General features: G+C 58.8%; 20 protein-coding genes. 9 read left to right on the top strand and 11 right to left on the bottom strand.

The features are described 5' to 3' along the window. Positions 1-20 precede the first annotated feature (20 nt). A complete protein-coding gene (gene gcvH / locus ALO43_RS02895) occupies positions 21-407 on the top strand; it encodes a glycine cleavage system protein GcvH (RefSeq protein WP_024669155.1) in 387 nt (128 codons plus the stop codon). 52 nt (positions 408-459) lie between these two features. Here gcvH and ALO43_RS02900 read toward each other — a convergent pair whose 3' ends face one another. The 3 genes from ALO43_RS02900 to ALO43_RS02910 form a co-directional block, all read right to left on the bottom strand. Continuing rightward, complete coding sequence (locus tag ALO43_RS02900; protein ID WP_005887951.1) at positions 460-780, bottom strand: DUF2388 domain-containing protein; 321 nt, start codon at positions 778-780, stop codon at positions 460-462. Positions 781-928: 148 nt separating this feature from the next. Next, entirely contained in the window at positions 929-2,713 is a 1,785-nt protein-coding gene (locus tag ALO43_RS02905) for a GspE/PulE family protein (protein ID WP_024669156.1), read from the bottom strand. 111 nt (positions 2,714-2,824) lie between these two features. Beyond that, on the bottom strand, positions 2,825-3,172 hold the full coding sequence (locus ALO43_RS02910) for a hypothetical protein (protein WP_054997084.1): 348 nt from the start codon (positions 3,170-3,172) through the stop codon (positions 2,825-2,827). A 125-nt stretch (positions 3,173-3,297) separates the two neighbouring features. Between ALO43_RS02910 and ALO43_RS02915 the strand changes: the two genes are divergently transcribed. Both ALO43_RS02915 and ALO43_RS31070 read left to right on the top strand, forming a co-directional pair. Then, positions 3,298-3,777 carry an Lrp/AsnC family transcriptional regulator gene (locus tag ALO43_RS02915; protein ID WP_053481053.1) on the top strand — a complete coding sequence of 160 codons (480 nt, stop codon included), beginning with the start codon at positions 3,298-3,300 and terminating at the stop codon, positions 3,775-3,777. A 4-nt stretch (positions 3,778-3,781) separates the two neighbouring features. Next, a complete protein-coding gene (locus ALO43_RS31070) occupies positions 3,782-3,922 on the top strand; it encodes a hypothetical protein (RefSeq protein ID WP_176572595.1) in 141 nt (46 codons plus the stop codon). Between the two features lie 41 nt (positions 3,923-3,963). Here the strand turns inward: ALO43_RS31070 and ALO43_RS02920 are convergent, their stop codons facing one another. Then, positions 3,964-5,331, bottom strand: a complete 1,368-nt coding sequence (locus ALO43_RS02920) for a CYTH domain-containing protein (RefSeq protein WP_005887956.1) — start codon at positions 5,329-5,331, stop codon at positions 3,964-3,966. A 162-nt stretch (positions 5,332-5,493) separates the two neighbouring features. Here ALO43_RS02920 and argE point away from each other — a divergent pair, with 162 nt between their 5' ends. Continuing rightward, positions 5,494-6,642, top strand: a complete 1,149-nt coding sequence (argE, locus tag ALO43_RS02925) for an acetylornithine deacetylase (protein ID WP_053481052.1) — start codon at positions 5,494-5,496, stop codon at positions 6,640-6,642. 122 nt (positions 6,643-6,764) lie between these two features. Continuing rightward, positions 6,765-8,063, top strand: coding sequence for an amino-acid N-acetyltransferase (argA, locus tag ALO43_RS02930; protein WP_005887958.1), 1,299 nt, complete (start codon positions 6,765-6,767; stop codon positions 8,061-8,063). 83 nt (positions 8,064-8,146) lie between these two features. Here argA and gshA read toward each other — a convergent pair whose 3' ends face one another. From gshA to ALO43_RS02945, 3 genes are all read right to left on the bottom strand, one after another. Further along, positions 8,147-9,736, bottom strand: a complete 1,590-nt coding sequence (gene gshA / locus ALO43_RS02935) for a glutamate--cysteine ligase (protein ID WP_024669158.1) — start codon at positions 9,734-9,736, stop codon at positions 8,147-8,149. A gap of 243 nt (positions 9,737-9,979) precedes the next feature. Continuing rightward, positions 9,980-10,363, bottom strand: a complete 384-nt coding sequence (locus ALO43_RS02940) for a PaaI family thioesterase (protein ID WP_005887960.1) — start codon at positions 10,361-10,363, stop codon at positions 9,980-9,982. Next, a complete protein-coding gene (locus ALO43_RS02945; RefSeq protein ID WP_054997085.1) occupies positions 10,363-12,684 on the bottom strand; it encodes a Tex family protein in 2,322 nt (773 codons plus the stop codon). Before ALO43_RS02945 ends, ALO43_RS02940 begins: the two co-directional genes overlap by 1 nt. A gap of 297 nt (positions 12,685-12,981) precedes the next feature. On the opposite strand from ALO43_RS02945, the gene ompR reads away from it, so the two are divergent. Together ompR and ALO43_RS02955 are read left to right on the top strand one after the other, a co-directional pair. Then, positions 12,982-13,722, top strand: a complete 741-nt coding sequence (gene ompR, locus ALO43_RS02950) for an osmolarity response regulator transcription factor OmpR (RefSeq protein ID WP_005887962.1) — start codon at positions 12,982-12,984, stop codon at positions 13,720-13,722. 163 nt (positions 13,723-13,885) lie between these two features. Continuing rightward, positions 13,886-15,196: an ATP-binding protein gene (locus ALO43_RS02955; protein ID WP_003380228.1), complete on the top strand. Its 1,311-nt coding sequence runs from the start codon at positions 13,886-13,888 to the stop codon at positions 15,194-15,196. Positions 15,197-15,448: 252 nt separating this feature from the next. On the opposite strand, the gene ALO43_RS02960 is transcribed toward ALO43_RS02955, so the two are convergent. From ALO43_RS02960 to ALO43_RS02970, 4 genes are all read right to left on the bottom strand, one after another. Further along, positions 15,449-15,916, bottom strand: a complete 468-nt coding sequence (locus tag ALO43_RS02960; RefSeq protein WP_005887964.1) for an inhibitor of vertebrate lysozyme family protein — start codon at positions 15,914-15,916, stop codon at positions 15,449-15,451. A 2-nt stretch (positions 15,917-15,918) separates the two neighbouring features. After that, positions 15,919-16,083 carry a DUF1328 domain-containing protein gene (locus tag ALO43_RS28160; RefSeq protein WP_002555679.1) on the bottom strand — a complete coding sequence of 55 codons (165 nt, stop codon included), beginning with the start codon at positions 16,081-16,083 and terminating at the stop codon, positions 15,919-15,921. Positions 16,084-16,146: 63 nt separating this feature from the next. Next, a complete protein-coding gene (locus ALO43_RS02965; protein WP_005887966.1) occupies positions 16,147-16,434 on the bottom strand; it encodes a hypothetical protein in 288 nt (95 codons plus the stop codon). Between the two features lie 227 nt (positions 16,435-16,661). Then, the gene (locus ALO43_RS02970) at positions 16,662-17,501 is read right to left on the bottom strand and encodes a BON domain-containing protein (RefSeq protein WP_024690855.1); all 840 of its coding nucleotides are present in this window, start codon (positions 17,499-17,501) and stop codon (positions 16,662-16,664) included. Positions 17,502-17,698: 197 nt separating this feature from the next. Here ALO43_RS02970 and algB point away from each other — a divergent pair, with 197 nt between their 5' ends. Both algB and ALO43_RS02980 read left to right on the top strand, forming a co-directional pair. Further along, on the top strand, positions 17,699-19,045 hold the full coding sequence (gene algB / locus ALO43_RS02975; RefSeq protein ID WP_002555682.1) for a sigma-54-dependent response regulator transcription factor AlgB: 1,347 nt from the start codon (positions 17,699-17,701) through the stop codon (positions 19,043-19,045). A 10-nt stretch (positions 19,046-19,055) separates the two neighbouring features. Then, positions 19,056-20,843: a KinB sensor domain-containing domain gene (locus tag ALO43_RS02980; RefSeq protein WP_005887970.1), complete on the top strand. Its 1,788-nt coding sequence runs from the start codon at positions 19,056-19,058 to the stop codon at positions 20,841-20,843. Positions 20,844-20,855 lie beyond the last annotated feature (12 nt).

Consider the following 20,855-nt stretch of genomic DNA (forward strand, 5'->3'; position numbering starts at 1 on the left):
CCGATGTTGAGGATGACTAAATGAGCAATATTCCCGCCGAGCTGCGTTTCGCCGAAAGTCATGAATGGGCACGCCTGGAGGCTGACGGTACAGTGACCGTCGGTATCTCGGATCACGCACAGGAAGCGCTGGGCGATGTGGTGTTCGTCGAACTGCCGGAGATCGGCAAGGTATTCGCTGGCGGTGATGCCGCTGGTGTTGTCGAGTCGGTCAAGGCTGCCTCGGATATCTACTCACCGGTTGCGGGTGAGGTTGTCGCGGTCAACGAAGCACTGGGCGACTCGCCCGAATCGCTTAACAGCGAACCTTACAGTGCCTGGATCTTCAAGCTGAAACCTGCCAACGCTGAGGCTGATCTGGCCAAACTGCTGGACGCTGCAGGTTACAAAAGCGCCATCGGCGAGTAATTGCCGGATAAAAAAATGCCGCTCATCGAGCGGCATTTTTTATGCGTGACGCTTACTGGTTTTCAGCGACCAGGTTCTTGTCCAGGATCGCGTTGGCCAGCTCCATGTCCGTGGCTTTCAGGCCCGGATTTTCTTTACGCACTTGCTGGATAGCGGCTTCGAGGAACGGGCCGCGGATGTCGCCATTGCTGGCAACGTAGCTGCCGGCGTCATCTTGAGCGGCAACGATCAGCTTGTGATCCTTGAAGGTCAGGTAAGTCGAGCCAGTGGTGGCGCCCGAGGACAGCACATTACGCCAAAAGGTGTCAGCCATCGCTGAACCCATCGGGATGGAAAGCAAGGCTACGGTGGCGACAGCAAACTTGAGACGCATGATTTGGTACTCCAACTGTGGTTGTTCTGAGGGGTTGGATAGCTAAACCCACGAACTAGTTCAATCAATGTGTACCGGCTAGTTCACTTTAGCGGATTTTCCTTAACAAGCCTGTTGGCACAGCCGCTGAAGAGGGCGCTCAACCCGCTCAGCGCTGCTCGCTCTGCGGCGTCACCCTCAGCACTTCTTCCAGTGTAGTCAGCCCAGCCGAGACCTTTTGTGCACCCGACAGGCGCAAGCTGCGCATGCCTTCCTTGAAGGCCTGACGGCGCATGGCAGTGAGGTCCAGGTCTGCGGAGATCAATGCCTTGATGTTGTCTGACATGACCATGATCTCGTAAACCCCGGCGCGGCCCCGATAGCCGGTATCGCGACATTCCACGCAGCCAACTGCCTGATGCGCACCAGCCGGTACGGGGGCTTGCCAGGGGCGTGTCAGGGTTTGCCAGTCAGTCTCGTTCAGATTGATCGGCGCCTTGCAGTGCGGGCACAGCGTACGCACCAGGCGTTGGGCCATCACGCCGAGTATCGTCGCCTTGAGCAGATAATGCGGTACTCCCAGCTCGAGCATGCGGCTGATGGCGCTGGGCGCGTCGTTGGTGTGCAGCGTCGACAGCACCAAGTGACCAGTCAGTGCCGCCTGAATAGCCATTTCAGCTGTCTCCAGGTCGCGAATTTCGCCGATCATGATGATATCAGGGTCTTGCCGCATCAGGGCGCGCACGCCAGCGGCAAAGCTCAGATCAATGTTGTGCTGCACCTGCATCTGGTTGAAGGCGGGCTCGACCATCTCGATAGGGTCCTCGATGGTGCAGAGGTTGACCTCAGAGGTCGCGAGCTTTTTAAGAGTGGTGTACAGCGTGGTGGTCTTGCCCGAACCGGTCGGGCCGGTGACCAGAATGATGCCGTTGGGCTGGCGGGTCATCTCCTGCCAGCGACGCAGGTCATCACTGGAAAACCCCAGCTGGTCGAAGTCCTTGAGCAGTACTTCCGGGTCGAAAATCCGCATCACCATCTTTTCGCCGAATGCTGTGGGCAAGGTCGACAGGCGCAGCTCCACTTCACGATTTTCGGGCGTGGTGGTCTTGACCCGACCGTCCTGCGGTTTGCGCTTTTCGGCGACGTTCATCCGTCCGAGGCTCTTCAGGCGGCTGACAATGGCCATGATGACCTGTGCCGGGAACTGATAGACGTTGTGCAGCACGCCGTCGATGCGAAAGCGCACGGTGCCTTGTTCACGGCGCGGCTCTATGTGGATATCGCTGGCCCGTTGCTGAAACGCGTACTGGAACAGCCAGTCGACGATATTGACGATGTGCGCATCGTTGGCGTCGGGCTCCTGATCACTGGCCCCGAGCTTGAGCAACTGTTCGAAGTTGCCCATGTTGCTCATTTTCTGTTCGGACGCATTGGCGCCGCTGACCGACTTGGCCAGCCTGAAAAACTCCATCGCCATGCGCTGGATGTCTGCCGGGTTGGCGACGACGCGTTTCACCTGAAGCTTGAGCACATGTGAGAGGTCGGCTTCCCACGAGCGCACGTAGGGCTGGGCGCTGGCGATGGTCACTGATTCACGATCGACTGCCACGGCCAGAATCTTGTGGCGCTGGGCGAATGCATAGGACATCAGCGGCGTGACCGCTGCGACATTGATCTTCAGCGGATCGATACGCATGTAAGGCTGGCCACAGATTTTTGCCAGCCAGGCAGTCAGGGTTTCTACGTCCAGCTTTTTGCCGGGACGCTTCAGGTCGTCGAACTGCAGCGACGCCAGAAATTCGAGCGGGTGCAGTTGAATGTTTACCGCGCTGCGACGTTGCGCGAGTGCGGTCTCCGAGTCGTCCTGACTCAGGTAGCCTTCGGCAACCAGGTCACGCAACACATCGTTCAGATCGAGCCAGCGATCCTGTGAAGAAGGGGACAGGGCTGCCATGCGCGCTCCTTGGGGCAATTTGGTCATGTGACGCTGAACAAGCGTAGACGCCAAGCGTGACAGCGTTACTCGTTCTGTGCGACCGGGAATTACCGAAGCAGGCGAATTGATTCAGCCGCGGGCCAGCGCGACGTGAGTCTGTGGGGTTTTGAGAGCGTCGGTTTGTTCGACATCCACCGAGCAGACGTCGATCAGGTTGCGCATTTTTTCACCAATGACCTGGGCCCGGTGCCAGCTCAGCCTGGCGACGTGGAGGTCGATGACCAGCGTGCTTTCCTGCTGCACGACGCTGAGCTGGTGAGGAATCAGGTACTGCATCGCAAACAGGTTCAGCACCTGGCAAAGCAACGCTGGCTCGGCTTCGGCAACAATCCGATAGCGCGCGCAGCACGAAGCATTGCTGGATGACCAGCTGTCGGGGCGTTGCGAGAGGGTGGTCACGGCTTCGAGGTTGGGCATGCTGATACTCCAGAACGATGGTAGAAATCCTTACATGCGGCAAAAGAAATTTCTGGTCCATCATCAACTGGATTAGTCTTGTTAAGACTTGTTAATGCGTCAGTGGCTGCTGCGGAAGAATAATTATGCAAACCGAGCTGGATGTGTACGACCGCAAGATTCTGGCTTTGCTGCAGGAGGACGCTTCGCTTTCCAGTGCGCAGATCGCCGAGCAGGTCGGCTTGTCGCAATCTCCTTGCTGGCGTCGCATTCAGCGGCTCAAGGATGAGGGGGTAATCCGGCGCCAGGTCGCGTTGCTGGACCGCAAGAAAATCGGTCTGAACACGCAGATTTTTGCCGAGGTCAAACTCAATGCCCACGGGCGCTCCAACTTCACCGAGTTCACCGATGCGATTCGTGGTTTTCCAGAGGTATTGGAGTGCTATGTGCTAATGGGGTCGGTGGATTTTCTGCTGCGCATCGTGACGCCGGACATCGAGGCTTATGAGCGGTTTTTCTTCGAAAAGCTGTCGCTGGTGCCCGGTATTCAGGAAGTGAACTCGACAGTGGCACTGTCAGAGATCAAATCCACCACCAGCCTGCCGCTATTGCGCCAGGGAGGCTGAATTCATGACCTCTTGCCAATTGCCTGCCGCGCCGCACACCCAAAGCAGGGCGCAGGGCGCAGGGCGCAGGGCGTCCGATCTTGAGCCAGCGGCGTGGCGCAGGTTTGTGACGCAGGGCGTCACCCAAGGCATTCCCGCGCTGTAGAGTGCGGAACGATAGTTACACGAGAGAACACAGCTCCAGCCTTACAAACGCAACAAGGTCTTCCATGCGCGGCTCTGGAAGACGGTGATGGCTTGCTGAACACGGGCATCGAGTACTTCGTCGCTGATGTCCAGATGGGCCAGTTCTTCCAGTTTGCGCATTTCGCCGTACAGGCGATCGAGCTCTGGCAGGTCCAGCGCGGCGCGTGCCCAGTGCAGCCAGGCTTGCATGCGTTCGATCCGTGGCAGTTGCTCGGCCAGGTCTTCCGGTTGCTGCTGATAGCGGCTCAGTTGCAGGGACGTCGCCTCTTCGCCCAACAGGCGAGGCAGCCAACTGCTCAGCAGGGCAGCGCCCTGGCGGTTGCCGCGCGTGTTGCGCTCGGCGGTCCAGCTGCGGGCCAGCAGCCAGCGCGACGTGTTCAGTGAAAACTCGCCCCAGCGGGTGTCCTGCAATTCTTCAAGGAACTGCTCGTGAGCAGCGCCACGCACATCACCATCTTCCTGACCAGCCTGAACCAGTGGGCGCCAGTCTTCCAGCAGCGCGTCCAGCGAGGTACGTAGCTGGGCCGTCGAAGTGCGTGGTGCGGCCTGGCCGAGGCTGCTGGTCAGTGCGCGCAATTCGGCGAGCATCTCGACCCAGTCCTGCAGCAAACGCCAGTGGCCGTTGAAACGGTACTGCTCGGCCAGACGCTGGCTGCTGCCCAGCAAATGCCAGGCCAGCGCCGAGTAAGCATCATCCAGCGGCGTTTCTGCGTTCAGAACAGGCGCCGGGAGGCTCAATGAGTAGCTGCTGGCGTCGAGCAGGCGATAACCGCGCTCAGCCTTGCTGATGTCGCAGGGCATCAACGGCAGCGTTGCAGCCAGTTCAGCGGCCAGTTCCAGCAGCGCCGCAGGGTCGCCCTCGCGCAGCTCAAGCTCCAGCTCGCAGATTTCTTCCTTCTGCTTGCCTGCAACCACCTGGCCCAGGTCCAGCGCGGCTTCGATCACGACTTTGGTTTTGCCACGACCCCAGGCAATTTCGGCTTTTTCACGCACAAAGTCGGTAGTGAACAGCGGCTTGATGGTTTTCTTGTCCAGTTCGGCCAGTTGCTCGGGCCAGCAGTCGCCTTCGAGTTTTTTCAGGTCCAGCTTGGCTTTGGGCAGATCCCAGTTGTATTCGTTGCGCTCGGACAGGCCGGCCACACTTTGCCCGCGAGTCTTCATGGTCTGGATGATCTGATCGCCATCACGACGGATGCGCAGCGCCACTTTGGCGTGGGCCAGTTCGCGTTCAGGGGTATCGAAATACTGGTTCGACAGTTCCAGGCGCTCCCAGCCACTTTTGTTGCGCTTCTTGAGCAACGGGTGTTCGCGCAGTGCAGCGAGAGTCTCGCGGCTGACGCGGAGTTTGATTTCTGTTTCTTTTTGCATGGCCGGGGGAATCCAAACGCTGATACTGATAACGGAAGCGCAGCCCATGACTGAACGGCTGCTGATGGCGTCAGTGTACAGGACATGGCCCGAAACGGTTTATTCCTGGGTTGCTATGGCCCTATGATGGGCTGTGTTTCGTCTTGATTACAGGAAGCGTCCATGCCGTTGCCGTCCATGAAAGACCAGTTCGCCGCCTTGATCGCTGCGCCTTCGGTGAGCTGCACTCAGCCTTCCCTGGACCAGACCAACCGTCCTGTCATTGATCTGCTGGCCGGCTGGCTTGGGGATCTGGGTTTTGCCTGTGATATTCAGCAGGTGTCACCCGGCAAGTTCAATTTGCTGGCCACCTTCGGCACCGGGCCTGGCGGTCTGGTGCTGGCCGGCCACAGCGATACCGTGCCGTTCGACGAAGCGCTGTGGAAAACCGATCCGCTGAAGCTGACCGAAGTCGATGGCCGCTGGGTCGGGCTGGGCAGTTGCGACATGAAAGGCTTTTTCGCACTGGTGATCGAAGCCGTACGCGGGTTGCTTGATCAGCCGTTCAAGCAGCCGCTGCTGATCCTCGCCACCTGCGACGAAGAAAGCTCGATGGCCGGAGCCCGTGCGCTTGCAGACGCCGGACGCCCGCTGGGCCGCGCAGCGGTAATCGGCGAGCCGACCGGGCTCAAGCCGATCCGCATGCACAAAGGCGTGATGATGGAGCGCATCCATATTCTCGGGCGCAGCGGCCACTCCTCTGATCCGAGCCTGGGGCACAGCGCGCTGGAGGCCATGCACGACGCGATCAGCGAACTCAAGGGCCTGCGCACGCAATGGCAATCGGAATACCGTAATCCGCAGTTCACTGTGCCGCAACCCACCCTGAACCTGGGCTGCATTCATGGCGGCGACAACCCGAACCGCATCTGCGGCCAGTGTTCGCTGGAGTTCGATCTGCGCCCGTTACCGGGCATGGACCCTGACGTATTGCGTGCTGCGATCCGGCACAAGCTGCAACCTTTGGCTGAACTGCATCAGGTGCAGATCGACTACGCTCCACTGTTCCCCGAGTGTTCGCCGTTCGAGCAGGTGGCGGATGCCGAACTGGTGCGCGTTGCCGAACGACTGACCGGCCACACAGCGGCAGCAGTAGCATTCGGCACCGAAGCGCCTTATCTTCAGCGCCTCGGTTGCGAAACGCTGGTGCTGGGGCCTGGCGATATTGCCTGCGCGCATCAGCCGGGGGAATACCTCGAAATGTCACGTCTGGACCCTACAGTGCGTCTGTTACGTCAGTTGATCGAACAATATTGCCTGACGCCTCAATGAGTCAGGTTCCACAAGAGCCGAATACAAGGAGATTGCGCGTGCCAAGCCTGTTCCGACGATAACCACCACACCGTTGTGCGTGCTTTTTCTCTTCGTCCATTTTTCTACAGGCTCTTGTTGTCATGCCCGAATACGTCAACTGGCTACGCGATGCATCTCCTTACATCAATGCTCACCGCGATTGCACCTTCGTCGTCATGCTGCCCGGCGACGGCGTCGCACACCCCAACTTCGGCAATATCGTCCACGACCTGGTGCTGTTGCACAGCCTTGGGGTGCGGCTGGTGCTGGTGCATGGCTCGCGTCCACAGATCGAGAGCCGTCTGGCCCAGCGCGGGATTACCCCGCGTTATCATCGCGATTTGCGCATCACCGATACCGAGACACTGGAATGCGTGATCGATGCCGTCGGTCAGCTGCGCATCTCGATCGAGGCGCGTCTGTCAATGGACATGGCTGCTTCGCCCATGCAAGGTTCGCGGTTACGCGTCACCAGCGGCAACGTGGTGACCGCCCGGCCTATCGGCGTGCTGGAAGGTGTCGATTATCAGCACACCGGCGAAGTGCGCCGGGTTGACCGCAAGGGTATCAATCGTCTGCTGGACGAGCGTCACATCGTACTGCTGTCGCCGCTGGGCTACTCGCCGACCGGCGAAATCTTCAACCTCGCCTGCGAAGACGTCGCCACACGCGCCGCTATCGATCTGGCCGCCGACAAACTGCTGCTGTTCGGCGCCGATGAGGGCCTTTTGGACGAGCAGGGACGGCTGGTACGCGAGTTGCGCCCTCAGCAGGTGCCTGCCCATTTGCAGCGCCTGGGCAGCAACTATCAGGCGGAATTGCTGGATGCAGCGGCAGAAGCCTGTCGTGGTGGTGTGGCCCGCAGCCATATCGTCAGCTATGCCGAGAATGGCGCACTACTGACCGAGCTGTTCACCCGCGATGGTGGCGGCACGCTGGTGGCGCAGGAGCAATTCGAGTTGGTGCGCGAGGCGGCCATCGAAGACGTCGGCGGTCTGATGGACCTGATCACCCCGCTGGAAGAGCAGGGCATTCTGGTACGCCGCTCCAGAGAAGTGCTGGAGCGCGAGATTACCCAGTTCAGTGTGGTCGAGCGTGAAGGGATGATCATTGCCTGTGCCGCGTTGTACCCGATTGCCGACTCGGAGTCAGGCGAGCTGGCGTGTCTGGCGGTCAACCCCGAGTACCGGCATGGTGGTCGCGGTGACGAGTTGCTGGAGCGTATTGAAAACCGTGCCAGGGCATTGGGCATCAAGACCCTGTTCGTCCTCACCACCCGCACTGCGCACTGGTTCCGCGAGCGCGGTTTCGAGCCCAGCAGCGTAGATCGCCTGCCAAGCGCCCGCGCCTCGCTGTACAACTATCAGCGTAATTCGAAGATTTTCGAGAAGGCTATATAAGCGCTGGAGCGGACGCAGAGCGTGGGTACGATAGGTGTTCTTAAAGACACCTGTCGTTCCTCACGCTCTGCGTCACCTGCGCATCAGTTGCTGATCGACAGAATGCTCGCCTGATACGAGCCCACGAATGTGTCGAAATCCACCACTTCTTCCGTCGCTTCCAGCTCGGCCTGTTCCTCAAGGGAGGTTTTGGCCAGGGCTTCGAAGTGTGCCTGTTCTTCAGCGCTCAGCGGGTGAGTGCGGAAGTATTCGGCGTGGACCTGGCTTTGGCGAAGGGAGAACGCCGTGAAGCCTTCGTTGTGCGCCTTCATGCTGGCCAGCACCTGGGCTGAAGGGGTCAGCGCAGTGTCGTTGATCTTGGCCTGTTGCACGTCGATGGATTTGACGTGTTCATCTATGCCTTGCGCCTGATCCAGCAGTCGGGCGATGGGCGTGATTTTCTCCAACAGCTCGGTCGCCCATGCCTTGAGCTCGACAGGGCTGTTGTCGCGCAGCAGGTTCAGGCCCGGACGGCGACCTTCCTTGACCACCGAGAGGAAGTTCGAGCTTGCATTGGAACACTCGTGGCCAGCCAGTTGCTGGCTTTCCTCAAGGGCGCAATACAGCACGAACGCGTCGATGAAGCGTGATTGTTCCAGGCTGATGCCGGTCGGCAGAAACGGGTTGATGTCCAGGCAGCGTACTTCGACGTACTGCACGCCGCGGGCCACCAGCGCCTGAATCGGGCGTTCGCCGCTATAGGTCACGCGCTTGGGACGTATGTTGGAGTAGTACTCGTTTTCAATCTGCAACACATTGGTGTTGAGCTGAATCCATTCGCCGTTCTGGTCATGAGTACCGACATCGACGTACGGCTGATAAGGCGTTGCCACAGCCTTGCGCAGGCTGTCGGTGTAGCTGACCAGATCGTTGTAGCACGGCGTCAGGTCAGCCTGAGCGTCACTCTGATAACCCAGATCGCTCATGCGCAGGCTGGTGGCGTACGGCAAGTACAACGTGTCGGCGTCAAAGTGTTCCAGCTGATGCTCACGGCCGCGCAGGAAACCTGCGTCCAGCGCCGGTGATGCACCGAACAGGTACATCAGCAGCCAGCTGTAGCGGCGGAAGTTGCGAATCAGCGCGATGTAGGAATGCGACTGATAGTCCCGCGCGTCGCCGGCAAAGTCTTCGGTCTGCTTGAGCAGCGCCCAGGCGTCTTCCGGCAGCGAAAAATTATAGTGAATACCGGCAATGCACTGCATGGTCTTGCCATAACGCAGCGCCAGACCCTTGCGATAGACGTATTTGAGTTTGCCGATGTTCGAGGTGCCGTAATACGCGATCGGTATGTGCTCTTCGTCGGGCAAAGGGCACGGCATCGAAGGGCTCCAGAGCAGCTCGTTGTTCAGCTTGCTGTAGGCGAATCGATGGATCTTGTCCAGGCTGTCGAGGGTCTCGGCCGGGTTCTTTAGTGCGGGCGTGATGAACTCCAGCAGTGATTCGGAGTAATCGGTCGTGACCTGGCCGTTGGTGAGTGCTGCACCCAGAGCTTGAGGGTGGGGCGTGCACGCCAGTTCTGCCGTTGCAGTAACGCGCAGACATTCACGCTCGATACCGTGCAGGCACTGCTCCAGCAAAGAGAGGTTGTTGCGCTCGCCAAGCAAAGCAAGACGGCGGTTTAAAAGTTCGCTCAAGGTGTAATCCTTCACGCATCGGTCGCCCCGATATGGGGGTGGACTTGATGGTCTGCAAGGGTGAGGAGAGGAACTGGCGTGGTCGCCTGGTCGGGTCGTTGACGCCAGTTCACAATCATTGCTCTTCGTCGTACCACCCAAATGGACTCGGCACCACGCTAATGGTGCCGAAATTAACTCAAATGATGTCGGTACGGCTAGGTCCACTTCGCAATGACTGATTGCATCAGCCTCTGAGCGAGTCTAGATGACTGCAAATGTGCCTTGGGCTTTTGCGACGAGCTTGTCGCCCTGGACAACTTCCGCTTCTACCACCAGCGTGCGGCGACCCGCGTGCAGGACCTTGGCGATGCACAGAACTTCGCCGTCCGACACGCCACGTACATAGTTGATCTTGCACTCGATGGTCACGCTGCGCTGGTCGAAACCATGAACGCTGGAACAGGCCAGCCCCATGGCAATATCGACCAGACTGAAGATTGCCCCGCCGTGCATCACATTGCCGCGATTGCGCAGATGCGCTTCCAGTGGCAGTGCAACTTCGGCAACGCCTTCGTCAAGACGCCGCAGCTCGCAGCCGAGCATCTTGAAGTAGGCGCTGTGGGTCAGATCCTCGGGAATGTCCATCAACGCTTCTTCAACTGCTTGGCGTTGGCAAACAGCGACGCCATGGCATTGTTGGCCGGTGCAGGTGCAGAGGTTTCCTTGCGCGGGGCGTTGTTCTGCTGACGCGGTGCCGAGCCTGGGCGCGCGCCACGCGCACCATCGATTTTTTCGCCGGGTGTGTCGCTCATGCGCATCGACAGACCGACACGTTTACGCGGGATATCGACTTCCATGACTTTCACTTTCACCACGTCGCCGGCCTTGACTGCTTCACGCGGGTCTTTGATGAATTTCTCGGACAGCGCGGAGATGTGTACCAGACCGTCCTGATGCACGCCGATATCGACGAAAGCACCGAAGTTAGTGACGTTGGTCACGACGCCTTCGAGGATCATGCCCAGTTGCAGGTCCTTGAGGTCCTCGACGCCATCCTGAAATTCGGCGGTCTTGAACTCCGGGCGTGGATCGCGGCCAGGCTTCTCAAGCTCTTGCAGAATGTCCGTCACCGTCGGTAGACCAAAGGTCTCGTCAGTGAACTTCTTCGGGTCCAGACGCTTGAGAAAGCTGGCATCACCTATCAGCGAACGGATATCACGATCGGTTTCAGCCGCAATGCGCTGTACCAGCGGGTAGGCTTCAGGGTGAACGGCGGAAGAGTCCAGCGGGTTGTCACCGGTCATGACACGCAGGAAGCCTGCGGCCTGTTCAAACGTCTTTTCGCCCAAGCGACTGACTTTCTTCAGCGCTGCGCGTGTCTTGAACGCACCGTTTTCATCGCGATGCGCGACGATATTCTGGGCCAGCGTGGTGTTCAGGCCGGAAATGCGCGCCAACAGCGCCACCGATGCGGTGTTCACGTCCACGCCTACGGCGTTCACGCAATCTTCAACCACGGCGTCCAGGCCGCGAGCCAGCTTGAGCTGCGATACGTCATGCTGGTACTGACCGACGCCAATGGATTTCGGGTCGATTTTCACCAGTTCGGCGAGCGGATCCTGCAGGCGGCGGGCAATCGATACCGCACCACGGATCGACACGTCGAGGTCCGGGAACTCCTTGGCCGCCAGTTCCGAGGCGGAGTAGACCGAGGCGCCCGCTTCGGAAACCATGACCTTGGTCATCTTCAAACCTGGGTATTTCTTGATCAGCTCAGCGGCCAGCTTGTCGGTTTCGCGGCTGGCGGTGCCGTTGCCGATGGCAATCAGATCGACCGAGTGCTTGGCGCACAGGGCTGCCAGCACGGCGATGGTCTGGTCCCACTGGTTTTTCGGTACATGCGGATAAACGGTCGCGTAGTCGAGCAGCTTGCCGGTGGCATCCACCACGGCGACCTTGCAGCCGGTACGCAGGCCCGGGTCGAGGCCCATTGTGGCCCGCTGGCCAGCCGGAGCGGCGAGCAGCAGGTCGTGCAGGTTATGGGCGAAAACGTTGATGGCTTCGGTTTCGGCGCCTTCACGCAGCTCGCCCAGCAGGTCGGTTTCCAGATGGCTGTACAGCTTGACCTTCCAGGTCCAGCGGACCACTTCGGCCAGCCATTTGTCGGCAGGACGGTTCTGATTCTGGATACCGAAACGCTCGCCGATCATCAGCTCGCAGGGGTGCATGGTGCCCGGCAGTTCTTCACCGACTTTCAGTGCGGAGCTGAGGAAACCTTCGTTGCGCCCGCGGAAAATCGCCAGCGCACGGTGTGACGGCATGCTCTTGAGCGGTTCGTCATGTTCGAAATAGTCGCGGAACTTCGCGCCTTCCTCCTCCTTGCCAGGCACCACCCGAGCGCTGATCACCGCTTCCTGCTTGAGGAAACCGCGCAGCTTGTCGAGCAGTGAAGCGTCTTCGGCAAAGCGCTCCATCAGGATGTACTTGGCGCCTTCCAGTGCGGCCTTCACGTCGGCCACGCCTTTTTCGGTGTCGACAAAGCGGGCTGCTTCTGCTTCAGGAGCAAGGCTCGGGTCGTTGAACAGGCCGTCGGCCAGCTCGCCCAATCCGGCTTCAAGGGCGATCTGGCCCTTGGTGCGGCGCTTCTGCTTATAAGGAAGATACAAATCTTCAAGACGCGTCTTGGTGTCGGCCAGCTTGATGTCTCGGGCCAGTTCCGGGGTCAGCTTGCCTTGCTCTTCGATGCTGGCAAGAATGCTGACGCGCCGGTCGTCCAGTTCGCGCAGATACCGCAGACGCTCTTCCAGATGGCGTAATTGAGTGTCATCCAGGCTGCCGGTCACTTCCTTGCGATAGCGGGAAATGAAGGGCACGGTCGAGCCTTCATCCAGTAGTGCTACGGCCGCTGCGACCTGTTGTGGGCGTACACCGAGTTCTTCGGCGATGCGGCTGTTGATGCTGTCCATAAGACCACCTGGAGTTGTGAGCAAAAAACGGGGCTCGTACGAATTGTCTTGCCTGGATTTCGTTCGCCAGCATTTATATGCATGGCTGGCGAACCGCCATAAGCACGGCTTTGCCTGACTTTGAAGGCGGCGCATTATACCCGGCAAAGGCGGATTAGGGGATTGGTCGATAAACGAGCTGTTTTTGAGCGAAAAGACAGGCGCAAGTGTCGCCCCCAGTAAAATCTGCTAACAATGCACACGGTGCGCATCACCGCAGCTACGCCATAATGCGCCCCGAGATCAGAGGAGCATCCGATGAGCAGCACCGCACAAAATGCTGAAGGCGAAAAAATCCTGATTGTCGATGACGATCCTGGGTTGAGCAGTCTCCTGGAACGGTTTTTTACCAGCAAGGGCTACCGCGCCCGCGCTGTGGCAAACGTGGAGCAAATGGACCGATTGCTGGCCCGTGAGGTTTTCAACCTTGTGGTGCTGGATTTGATGTTGCCTGGGGAAGATGGCCTTTCCGCGTGCCGCCGGCTGCGTGCCGCGAACAATCAGGTGCCGATTATCATGCTGACCGCCAAGGGCGATGAGCTGAGCCGCATCAAGGGGCTCGAACTGGGTGCCGATGATTACCTGGCCAAGCCGTTCAACCCGGATGAGCTGATGGCGCGGGTCAAGGCTGTATTGCGTCGTCAGGCAGCTCCGGTGCCGGGTGCGCCCGGCAGCGAGGACGAATCAGTCAGTTTTGGCGACTACGTGCTGTCGCTGGCGACACGCGAACTCAAGCGCGGTGAAGAAGTGCACATGCTCACCACGGGCGAATTCGCAGTGCTCAAGGCGCTGGTGATGCATGCTCGGGAGCCACTGACCCGGGACAAACTGATGAACCTGGCCCGTGGCCGCGAGTGGGATGCGCTGGAACGGTCCATCGACGTGCAGATATCCCGTCTGCGTCGCCTGATCGAACCAGACCCGTCCAAGCCTCGTTATATCCAGACAGTCTGGGGCGTCGGCTATGTATTCGTTCCGGATGGTGCCGGAAATCGCTGACAGCCTGGCTGTCAGCACAGAAATTCGTCATCCCTGCCAGTTACGTCAATAACCTTTCAGGAGGTTATCGACGTGCTGGTTTTTTGCGTTCGTCCATCGGGTCTCGCCCGCGTTCGGCAAACCTGCGAGCCTCGCTCGCCTTGCAAAGTGTATGGCTGCAGTTATGAAGACACCGCTCTGGTTCCCGCAAAGCTTTTTTTCCCGCACGCTCTGGCTGGTGCTCATCGTCGTGCTGTTTTCCAAGGCATTGACGCTGGTTTATCTGTTGATGAACGAGGACGTGCTGGTCGACAGGCAATACAGCCACGGCGTTGCGCTGACCCTGCGCGCGTATTGGGCTGCCGATGAAAATGATCGCGAAGCGATTGCCGAGGCGGCCGGCCTTATCCGGGTGGTTGGCGGGGGCGTGCCGGAAGGCGAGCAGCACTGGCCGTACAGCGAGATTTACCAGCGGCAGATGCAGGCTGAACTGGGGGCCGACACCGAAGTGCGTCTGCGTGTGCATGCACCGCCTGCACTTTGGGTACGAGCGCCGAGCCTGGGGGATGGCTGGCTGAAAGTACCGCTCTATCCGCATCCGTTGCGCGGGCAGAAAATCTGGAGCGTGCTGGGCTGGTTCCTGGCTATCGGGTTGTTGTCCACCGCATCAGCCTGGATCTTCGTGCGTCAGTTGAATCAGCCGCTCAAGCGGCTGGTGTTTGCCGCTCGACAGTTGGGGCAGGGCCGCAGCGTGCGTCTACCGGTCAGTGACACGCCCAGCGAGATGACTGAAGTGTATCGAGCCTTCAACCAGATGGCCGAAGACGTCGAACAGGCAGGTCAGGAGCGCGAACTGATGCTGGCAGGTGTGTCCCACGATTTGCGCACACCGCTCACTCGTCTGCGTCTTTCTCTGGAGCTGATGAACGACAACGAGTTTTCTGAAGGCATGGTGCGTGACATCGAGGATATGGATGCGATTCTCGATCAGTTCCTGGCATTCATTCGTGATGGGCGTGACGAAGAAATCGAGGAGGTCGATCTGGGCGACCTGGTTCGCGATGTCGTTGCGCCGTTCAACAACGACGAGGACAGCATCCGACTGTGCCTGGAACCCATACCGCCCTTTCCGCTACGTAGAGTGTCGATGAAGCGTCTGTTAACCAACCTGATCGGCAATGCCCGCCATCACGCAGGTAACGGTATCGAAGTGGCGGCTTATGTCTCAGGCGACAGAAATGCGCCTTACGTGGTGTTGAGCGTGCTGGACAGAGGGGCGGGTATCGATCCGTCCGAGCTGGACACCATCTTCAATCCGTTCATCCGGGGCGATCGTGCCCGTAGCGGCAAAGGCACCGGTCTGGGGCTGGCGATAGTCAAGCGTATTGCTGCCATGCACGGCGGTAATGTCGAGTTGAGAAACCGGTCGGGCGGTGGACTTGAAGCGAGAGTACGGTTGCCGCTTGGGCTGATGTTGCCGAGGGATGCCATCTAGGGCTAGTAATTCGGGGGAAATATAAAGCGCCATGCATGGTGACAGAAGGGCGCCTGATAAATCGAGGTGGCCTTATGGATGTGCATGGCGGCTTGCCTGACCCGGCCCATGATGGAAGTACTCCCTGTACTCCTAGGTCACGTCGATCCTTTCGATCAACGCATCCCGGCCCCCTGGTCATGTGCGTACCCTCTTCAGGTCGCACAACGCAGAAAGGCAGTGGCTTATGCAGTCACTGCCTTTCTGGATGAATCAATACCAGTTCGGGTCTTTGCGCAATTGCTCTTGCAACAGACCTTTCATACCTTCGTCAGGCTTACCCAGGTAGCGATAAGTCGCATGACGTGTCGGCGATTTGTCTGCAGGAAGACCCGCAGGCACTTCGACCAACATGGCGTAGGCATCTTCCTTATCGAGGCTCACAGCCACGATCAGGCGCTTGCTTTTGCACGTATCGGCGGTTTCGCAAAGCGGCCCCACCAGATAATTGTCACCGTCCTCGGTAACTGCCGTCATTTGCTGCTCGGAGGCACCAGACAGGTTTATCACCCACTCCGGCAACCGCTCTTCCTTCTTGACGACTTTCGTCCAGGTTGTGCGGTACTCAGGGGCAGAACTCAAAAGCTCATTGACCCTGGACTGCCCATCGTTGGCAGCCATGGCCATGGCACTGCCGCCCAATAGCAGGGCGGCGGCCAGCGTGCGAAATGACGTGTGCATCTTTAGCCTCGACCACGACGACCGAAGAAGAACGACACCACGAACATCACCAGGAATACGACGAACAGGATCTTGGCGATACCGGTTGCCGTGCCTGCGATACCGCCGAAGCCCAGTACTGCAGCGACGATGGCGATGATCAGAAACGTGATAGCCCAACTCAACATAGTGATACTCCTTTTTGATGCCGTTTTAATTAATAAAGGGTGCTGCGTTTTTTTCAAATCGGGTCAAAAAACCCATTTTTGCTGTGGCGCGACTTCATCCACCGAAACCAGGCCGTCTACAGGACGGACGCTCGAAGACATATCCTTGTTCGCAGAAGCGCTTACTTCGCGATAGGAAATGCTATTGCTATGGATGAACGGCTGAATGGTTTGAGCTGCTTCGCTGGATGGATTCCAGCGCTGGAACTGCTGAATGGCGATCAGAGTGACAAGCAAGGCCAGCAGCAAGAACAAACCTTGCTGAAGGTGCAGAGGGGAGATACGAAACTGTGCAATACGCTGGCTGTTCATCTGCAAACTCCCTTGGCCTGTGCTGGCTTTCAATCTGATGGGTCTAGGTACAACGACCTCGTTGAAAGGGATATTGCAGACTGCATGCCAACTTCATAATCGTATTTAATATCAACTAAATCAGTGGCTTACGAACTAATCGCCAAGCCTTCTGCAAGCAAGCTGCACGATTACACCTTTGTAATCGTGCGTTCTGCACGAAGGAAGCGTTGAAAAGCCCGCTCGGTTCAGCCTGCGCTGCGCGCCATGACTTTCAATGCGTCACCGTTGACGCCTTTGACGCCGCGAATATTTCGCGCGATTTCAACGGCCAGTTCTTTCTCGGCGAAGTTGGCGACCACGCCGTTGAGGCTGACGACACCGGCTTTGGTGTCCACCTTGATATTCATCCCGTCCAGATTCCGGCTGTAGATCAGGCTCGCTTTCACCTTGCTGGTGATCCACGCGTCACTCATTTCTTCAGTCGGTGTCAGCGTTTGCGGCTGAGCTTTCGCGGCAATGGAATCGGCAGCACTCAGGCTGATGAGGTTGTTGACGCTGACCACACCGTCGGTATTGCTCGCCAGACTGCCCGCCAGTTCCTTGGCCTCCGGGCTTTGCGCACGTCCTTTGAGGGTCACGACGCCGTCCTTGCTGTCGACGTCGATGTTCAGCGCCTCGGTGACGCTGCTCCACAGCAGCTTGGACTTGACCGTCGCGACCAGCGTCGCATCTTCGAAACGCTGGGCCATATTGGTTCTGGAGCCAGGCTCGCTGGCGACGGAAGGATCAATCTCCAGCTGATTGTCGACTTTTTCAATACCCTTTGTGTCTAGCGCGATGCGCTCGGCCAGCTCGCGATCAACCTGATCCTCGACCTTGCCTTTGAGAATGGCTGTGCCTTGCTCGACATCCACTTCGATCTTGAACGGGCTCAAATGTTTGTTCAATGCGAAGGCTGTCCAGATAGAGCCTTCCTGACGCGCCTCGCTGAGCTGGGTCTGCAGGTCAGTCTGGGCGAGAGCGGGGCCGCTGCCAAGCAGCGCAGCGCACGCGGTGATCAGGGCAATCTTTTTCAATGAGAACATGTGAGCTTTCCTTTTGAAGTGGGTTGTCGTTTCCGGATAGACGGTTTCAACGGCATAAACGCAGATTAATCGGCTCGTTCGCCATTGGGCGAACAGAGAGCTACCATGCATGCCGCAGAATCAATCAGAATTGACCATGCAACTTGCCCGATGATTCCGAGACTAACTGAGACAATTCATTAAGGAGCGTAGGAAAAATGGAAGCAGCCACTGAGAATCAGGGCCGTATTCTGCTTGTGGACGATGAGTCCGCCATCCTCCGCACCTTCCGGTACTGTCTGGAAGACGAAGGTTACAGTGTCGCCACTGCCAACAGCGCAGCGCAGGCTGACACGCTTATGCAACGCCAGGTGTTTGACCTTTGCTTTCTCGATTTGCGTCTGGGCGAAGACAATGGCCTTGATGTGCTGGCGCAGATGCGTATTCAGGCACCGTGGATGCGCGTGGTCATCGTCACCGCGCACTCGGCGGTCGACACCGCGGTGGATGCCATTCAGGCCGGCGCAGCCGACTATCTGGTAAAGCCCTGCAGCCCTGATCAATTGCGTCTCGCGACCGCCAAGCAGCTGGAAGTACGTCAGCTGTCGGCGCGTCTCGAAGCGCTTGAAGGCGAAGTTCGCAAGCCAAAAGACGGCCTGGATTCGCACAGCCCATCCATGATGGCCATTCTGGAAACGGCCCGCCAGGTGGCGGTTACGGATGCCAATATCCTGATTCTGGGTGAGTCCGGTACCGGTAAAGGCGAGCTGGCACGGGCGATACACGGCTGGAGCAAGCGGGCCAAGAAGTCTTGCGTCACGATCAACTGCCCGTCGCTCACTGCTGAATTGATGGAAAGCGAGCTGTTCGGTCACAGCCGCGGCGCGTTCACCGGTGCCAGCGAGAGCACGCTGGGTCGCGTCAATCAGGCCGATGGCGGCACGCTGTTCCTTGACGAGATCGGTGATTTCCCGCTGACGCTGCAACCCAAGCTGCTGCGTTTCATTCAGGACAAGGAATACGAGCGAGTGGGGGACCCGGTGACCCGTCGTGCAGACGTGCGCATTCTGGCGGCCACCAACCTCAATCTGGAGGACATGGTGCGTAGCGGGCGCTTCCGCGAGGATTTGCTGTACCGGCTGAACGTGATCACCTTGCATCTGCCTGCCCTGCGCGAGCGCAGCGAAGACATACTGACCCTCGCAGACCGTTTTCTGGCGCGTTTCGTCAAGGAATACGCGCGACCGGCCCGAGGCTTCAGTGAAGAGGCGCGAGCCGCGCTGCTCAACTATCGCTGGCCTGGCAACATTCGTGAGCTGCGCAACGTGATCGAGCGAGCCAGCATCATCTGCCCGCAGGAGCGTGTCGAGATCAGTCACCTCGGCATGGCTGAGCAACCGACGAATAATGCACCACGAGTGGGTGCGGCGCTGAGTCTGGACGAGTTGGAAAAAGCTCACATCGGGGCCGTGCTGGCGACCAGCGAAACCCTCGATCAGGCAGCCAAGACACTGGGTATCGACGCTTCGACGCTTTACCGCAAACGTAAACAGTACAACTTGTGAATAATTTCTGATGAAACTGGCCATGAAGCTGCGCACACGCCTTTTTCTGAGCATCTCGGCCTTGATCACGGTCGCGCTGCTCGGATTGTTGCTGGGGCTCGTCAGCGTCATGCAGATGGCCCGCACTCAGGAATCATTGATTCAGCACAACTTCGCCATTCTGGATCTTGGCCTGAAGCTGCGTCAGAACCTGGGCGATCAACTGGTGTTGATGACCGGCTCGCAGCGCAACAAGCCCGAACTGCAGAAGATGCAGGCACAGTTCGAAGAGTTGCTGGAGCAGGGTTCGGTGCAGGATCCGCAGCAGAACGTGCGTACCGGGTTCGAGTCCACCAAACGGGACTACCGGCACTTCATCGAGGTCTGGAACCGTCTGGGTGACGACCCGCGCGGTATTCGTGGTACGCCGCCACTGAGCGAAAGCTTCAATGCGTTGCGCAACGGGCTGCTGAACGTGCATCGCAAGGCGCTGGAAAACATCAGCAATGCCGAGATCAACTCGCGGGACCGCGCTTTGTGGATCGCGGGCCTGCTGGGACTGGTCGGGCTGGCAGTGCTGTGTATCGGTTTCGTGACCGCACACGGTATTGCACGTCGTTTCGGTGCGCCGATCGAAGCCTTGGCCAAGGCGGCTGATCGCATCGGCGAAGGCGACTATGAGGTCACTCTGCCGATATCTTCGGCTGCAGAAATGAACCTGCTGACCCGACGCTTCGGCATCATGGCTGAGGCCCTGCGTCAGCATCAGGCGACCAATGTCGACGAGCTGCTGGCGGGTCAACAGCGCTTGCAGGCGGTGCTCGACAGTATTGACGATGGCCTGTTGATGATTGATCGCCAAGGGCATCTGGAACACTTGAACCCGGTGGCCCAGCTTCAGCTCGGGTGGGATGAGAGTCGCCTCGGCGAGAGTCTCGGCGCTGCACTGAATCGCCCCGAACTGGATGAGCAATTGCATCTGATCCTGCGTGGCGGGACGCTGGAGCGCGCGCCGGAAGATCTGGCCATCGACATTGATGGCGAGTCGCGATTGCTGACCTATAGCATGACGCCGGTGAGCCACACCAAAGGCCATATCCTGGGTGCAGTGATGGTGCTGCACGATGTTACCGAGCAGCGGGCTTTCGAGCGAGTACGCAGCGAGTTTGTGCTGCGCGCTTCGCATGAGCTGCGTACACCGGTCACCGGCATGCACATGGCGTTCGGTCTGTTGCAGGAGCGCCTGCATTTCGCCCCGGAATCGCGCGAAGCGGATTTGCTCAATACGGTGACCGAAGAAATGCAGCGGTTGATGCAACTGATCAACGACCTGCTGAATTTCTCGCGCTATCAGAACGGTCTGCAGAAGCTCAAGCTGGCGCCGTGTTCCATCGAAACGTTGCTGGAAGAGGCCAAGGCGCGCTTCGAAGATCAGGCTCTGGAGCGGGACATCGTGCTGATGCTGGACATCCAGGAGCCTTTGCCACGCCTGCATGCCGACCAGTCTCAACTGGAACGTGTTCTGGACAACTTGCTGGATAACGCCCTGCGCCATACGCCGCCCAAAGGCCTTATCCGTTTGCAGGCCAGACGCCACGGCGAGCGGGCGATCATCAGTGTCGAAGACAACGGCGAGGGCATTGCCTACGGGCAGCAGGGCCGGATCTTCGAACCCTTCGTTCAGGTCGGCCGCAAAAAAGGTGGTGCCGGCCTGGGGCTGGCGCTGTGTAAGGAAATCGTCCAGCTGCACGGCGGCCGAATGGGCGTCTACTCAAGGCCGGGGCAGGGCACGCAGTTCTACATGGCATTGCCGCTTTAAGGGGTTAAGCGG

This window comes from Pseudomonas tremae (assembly GCF_001401155.1).
GTDB lineage: Bacteria > Pseudomonadota > Gammaproteobacteria > Pseudomonadales > Pseudomonadaceae > Aquipseudomonas > Aquipseudomonas tremae.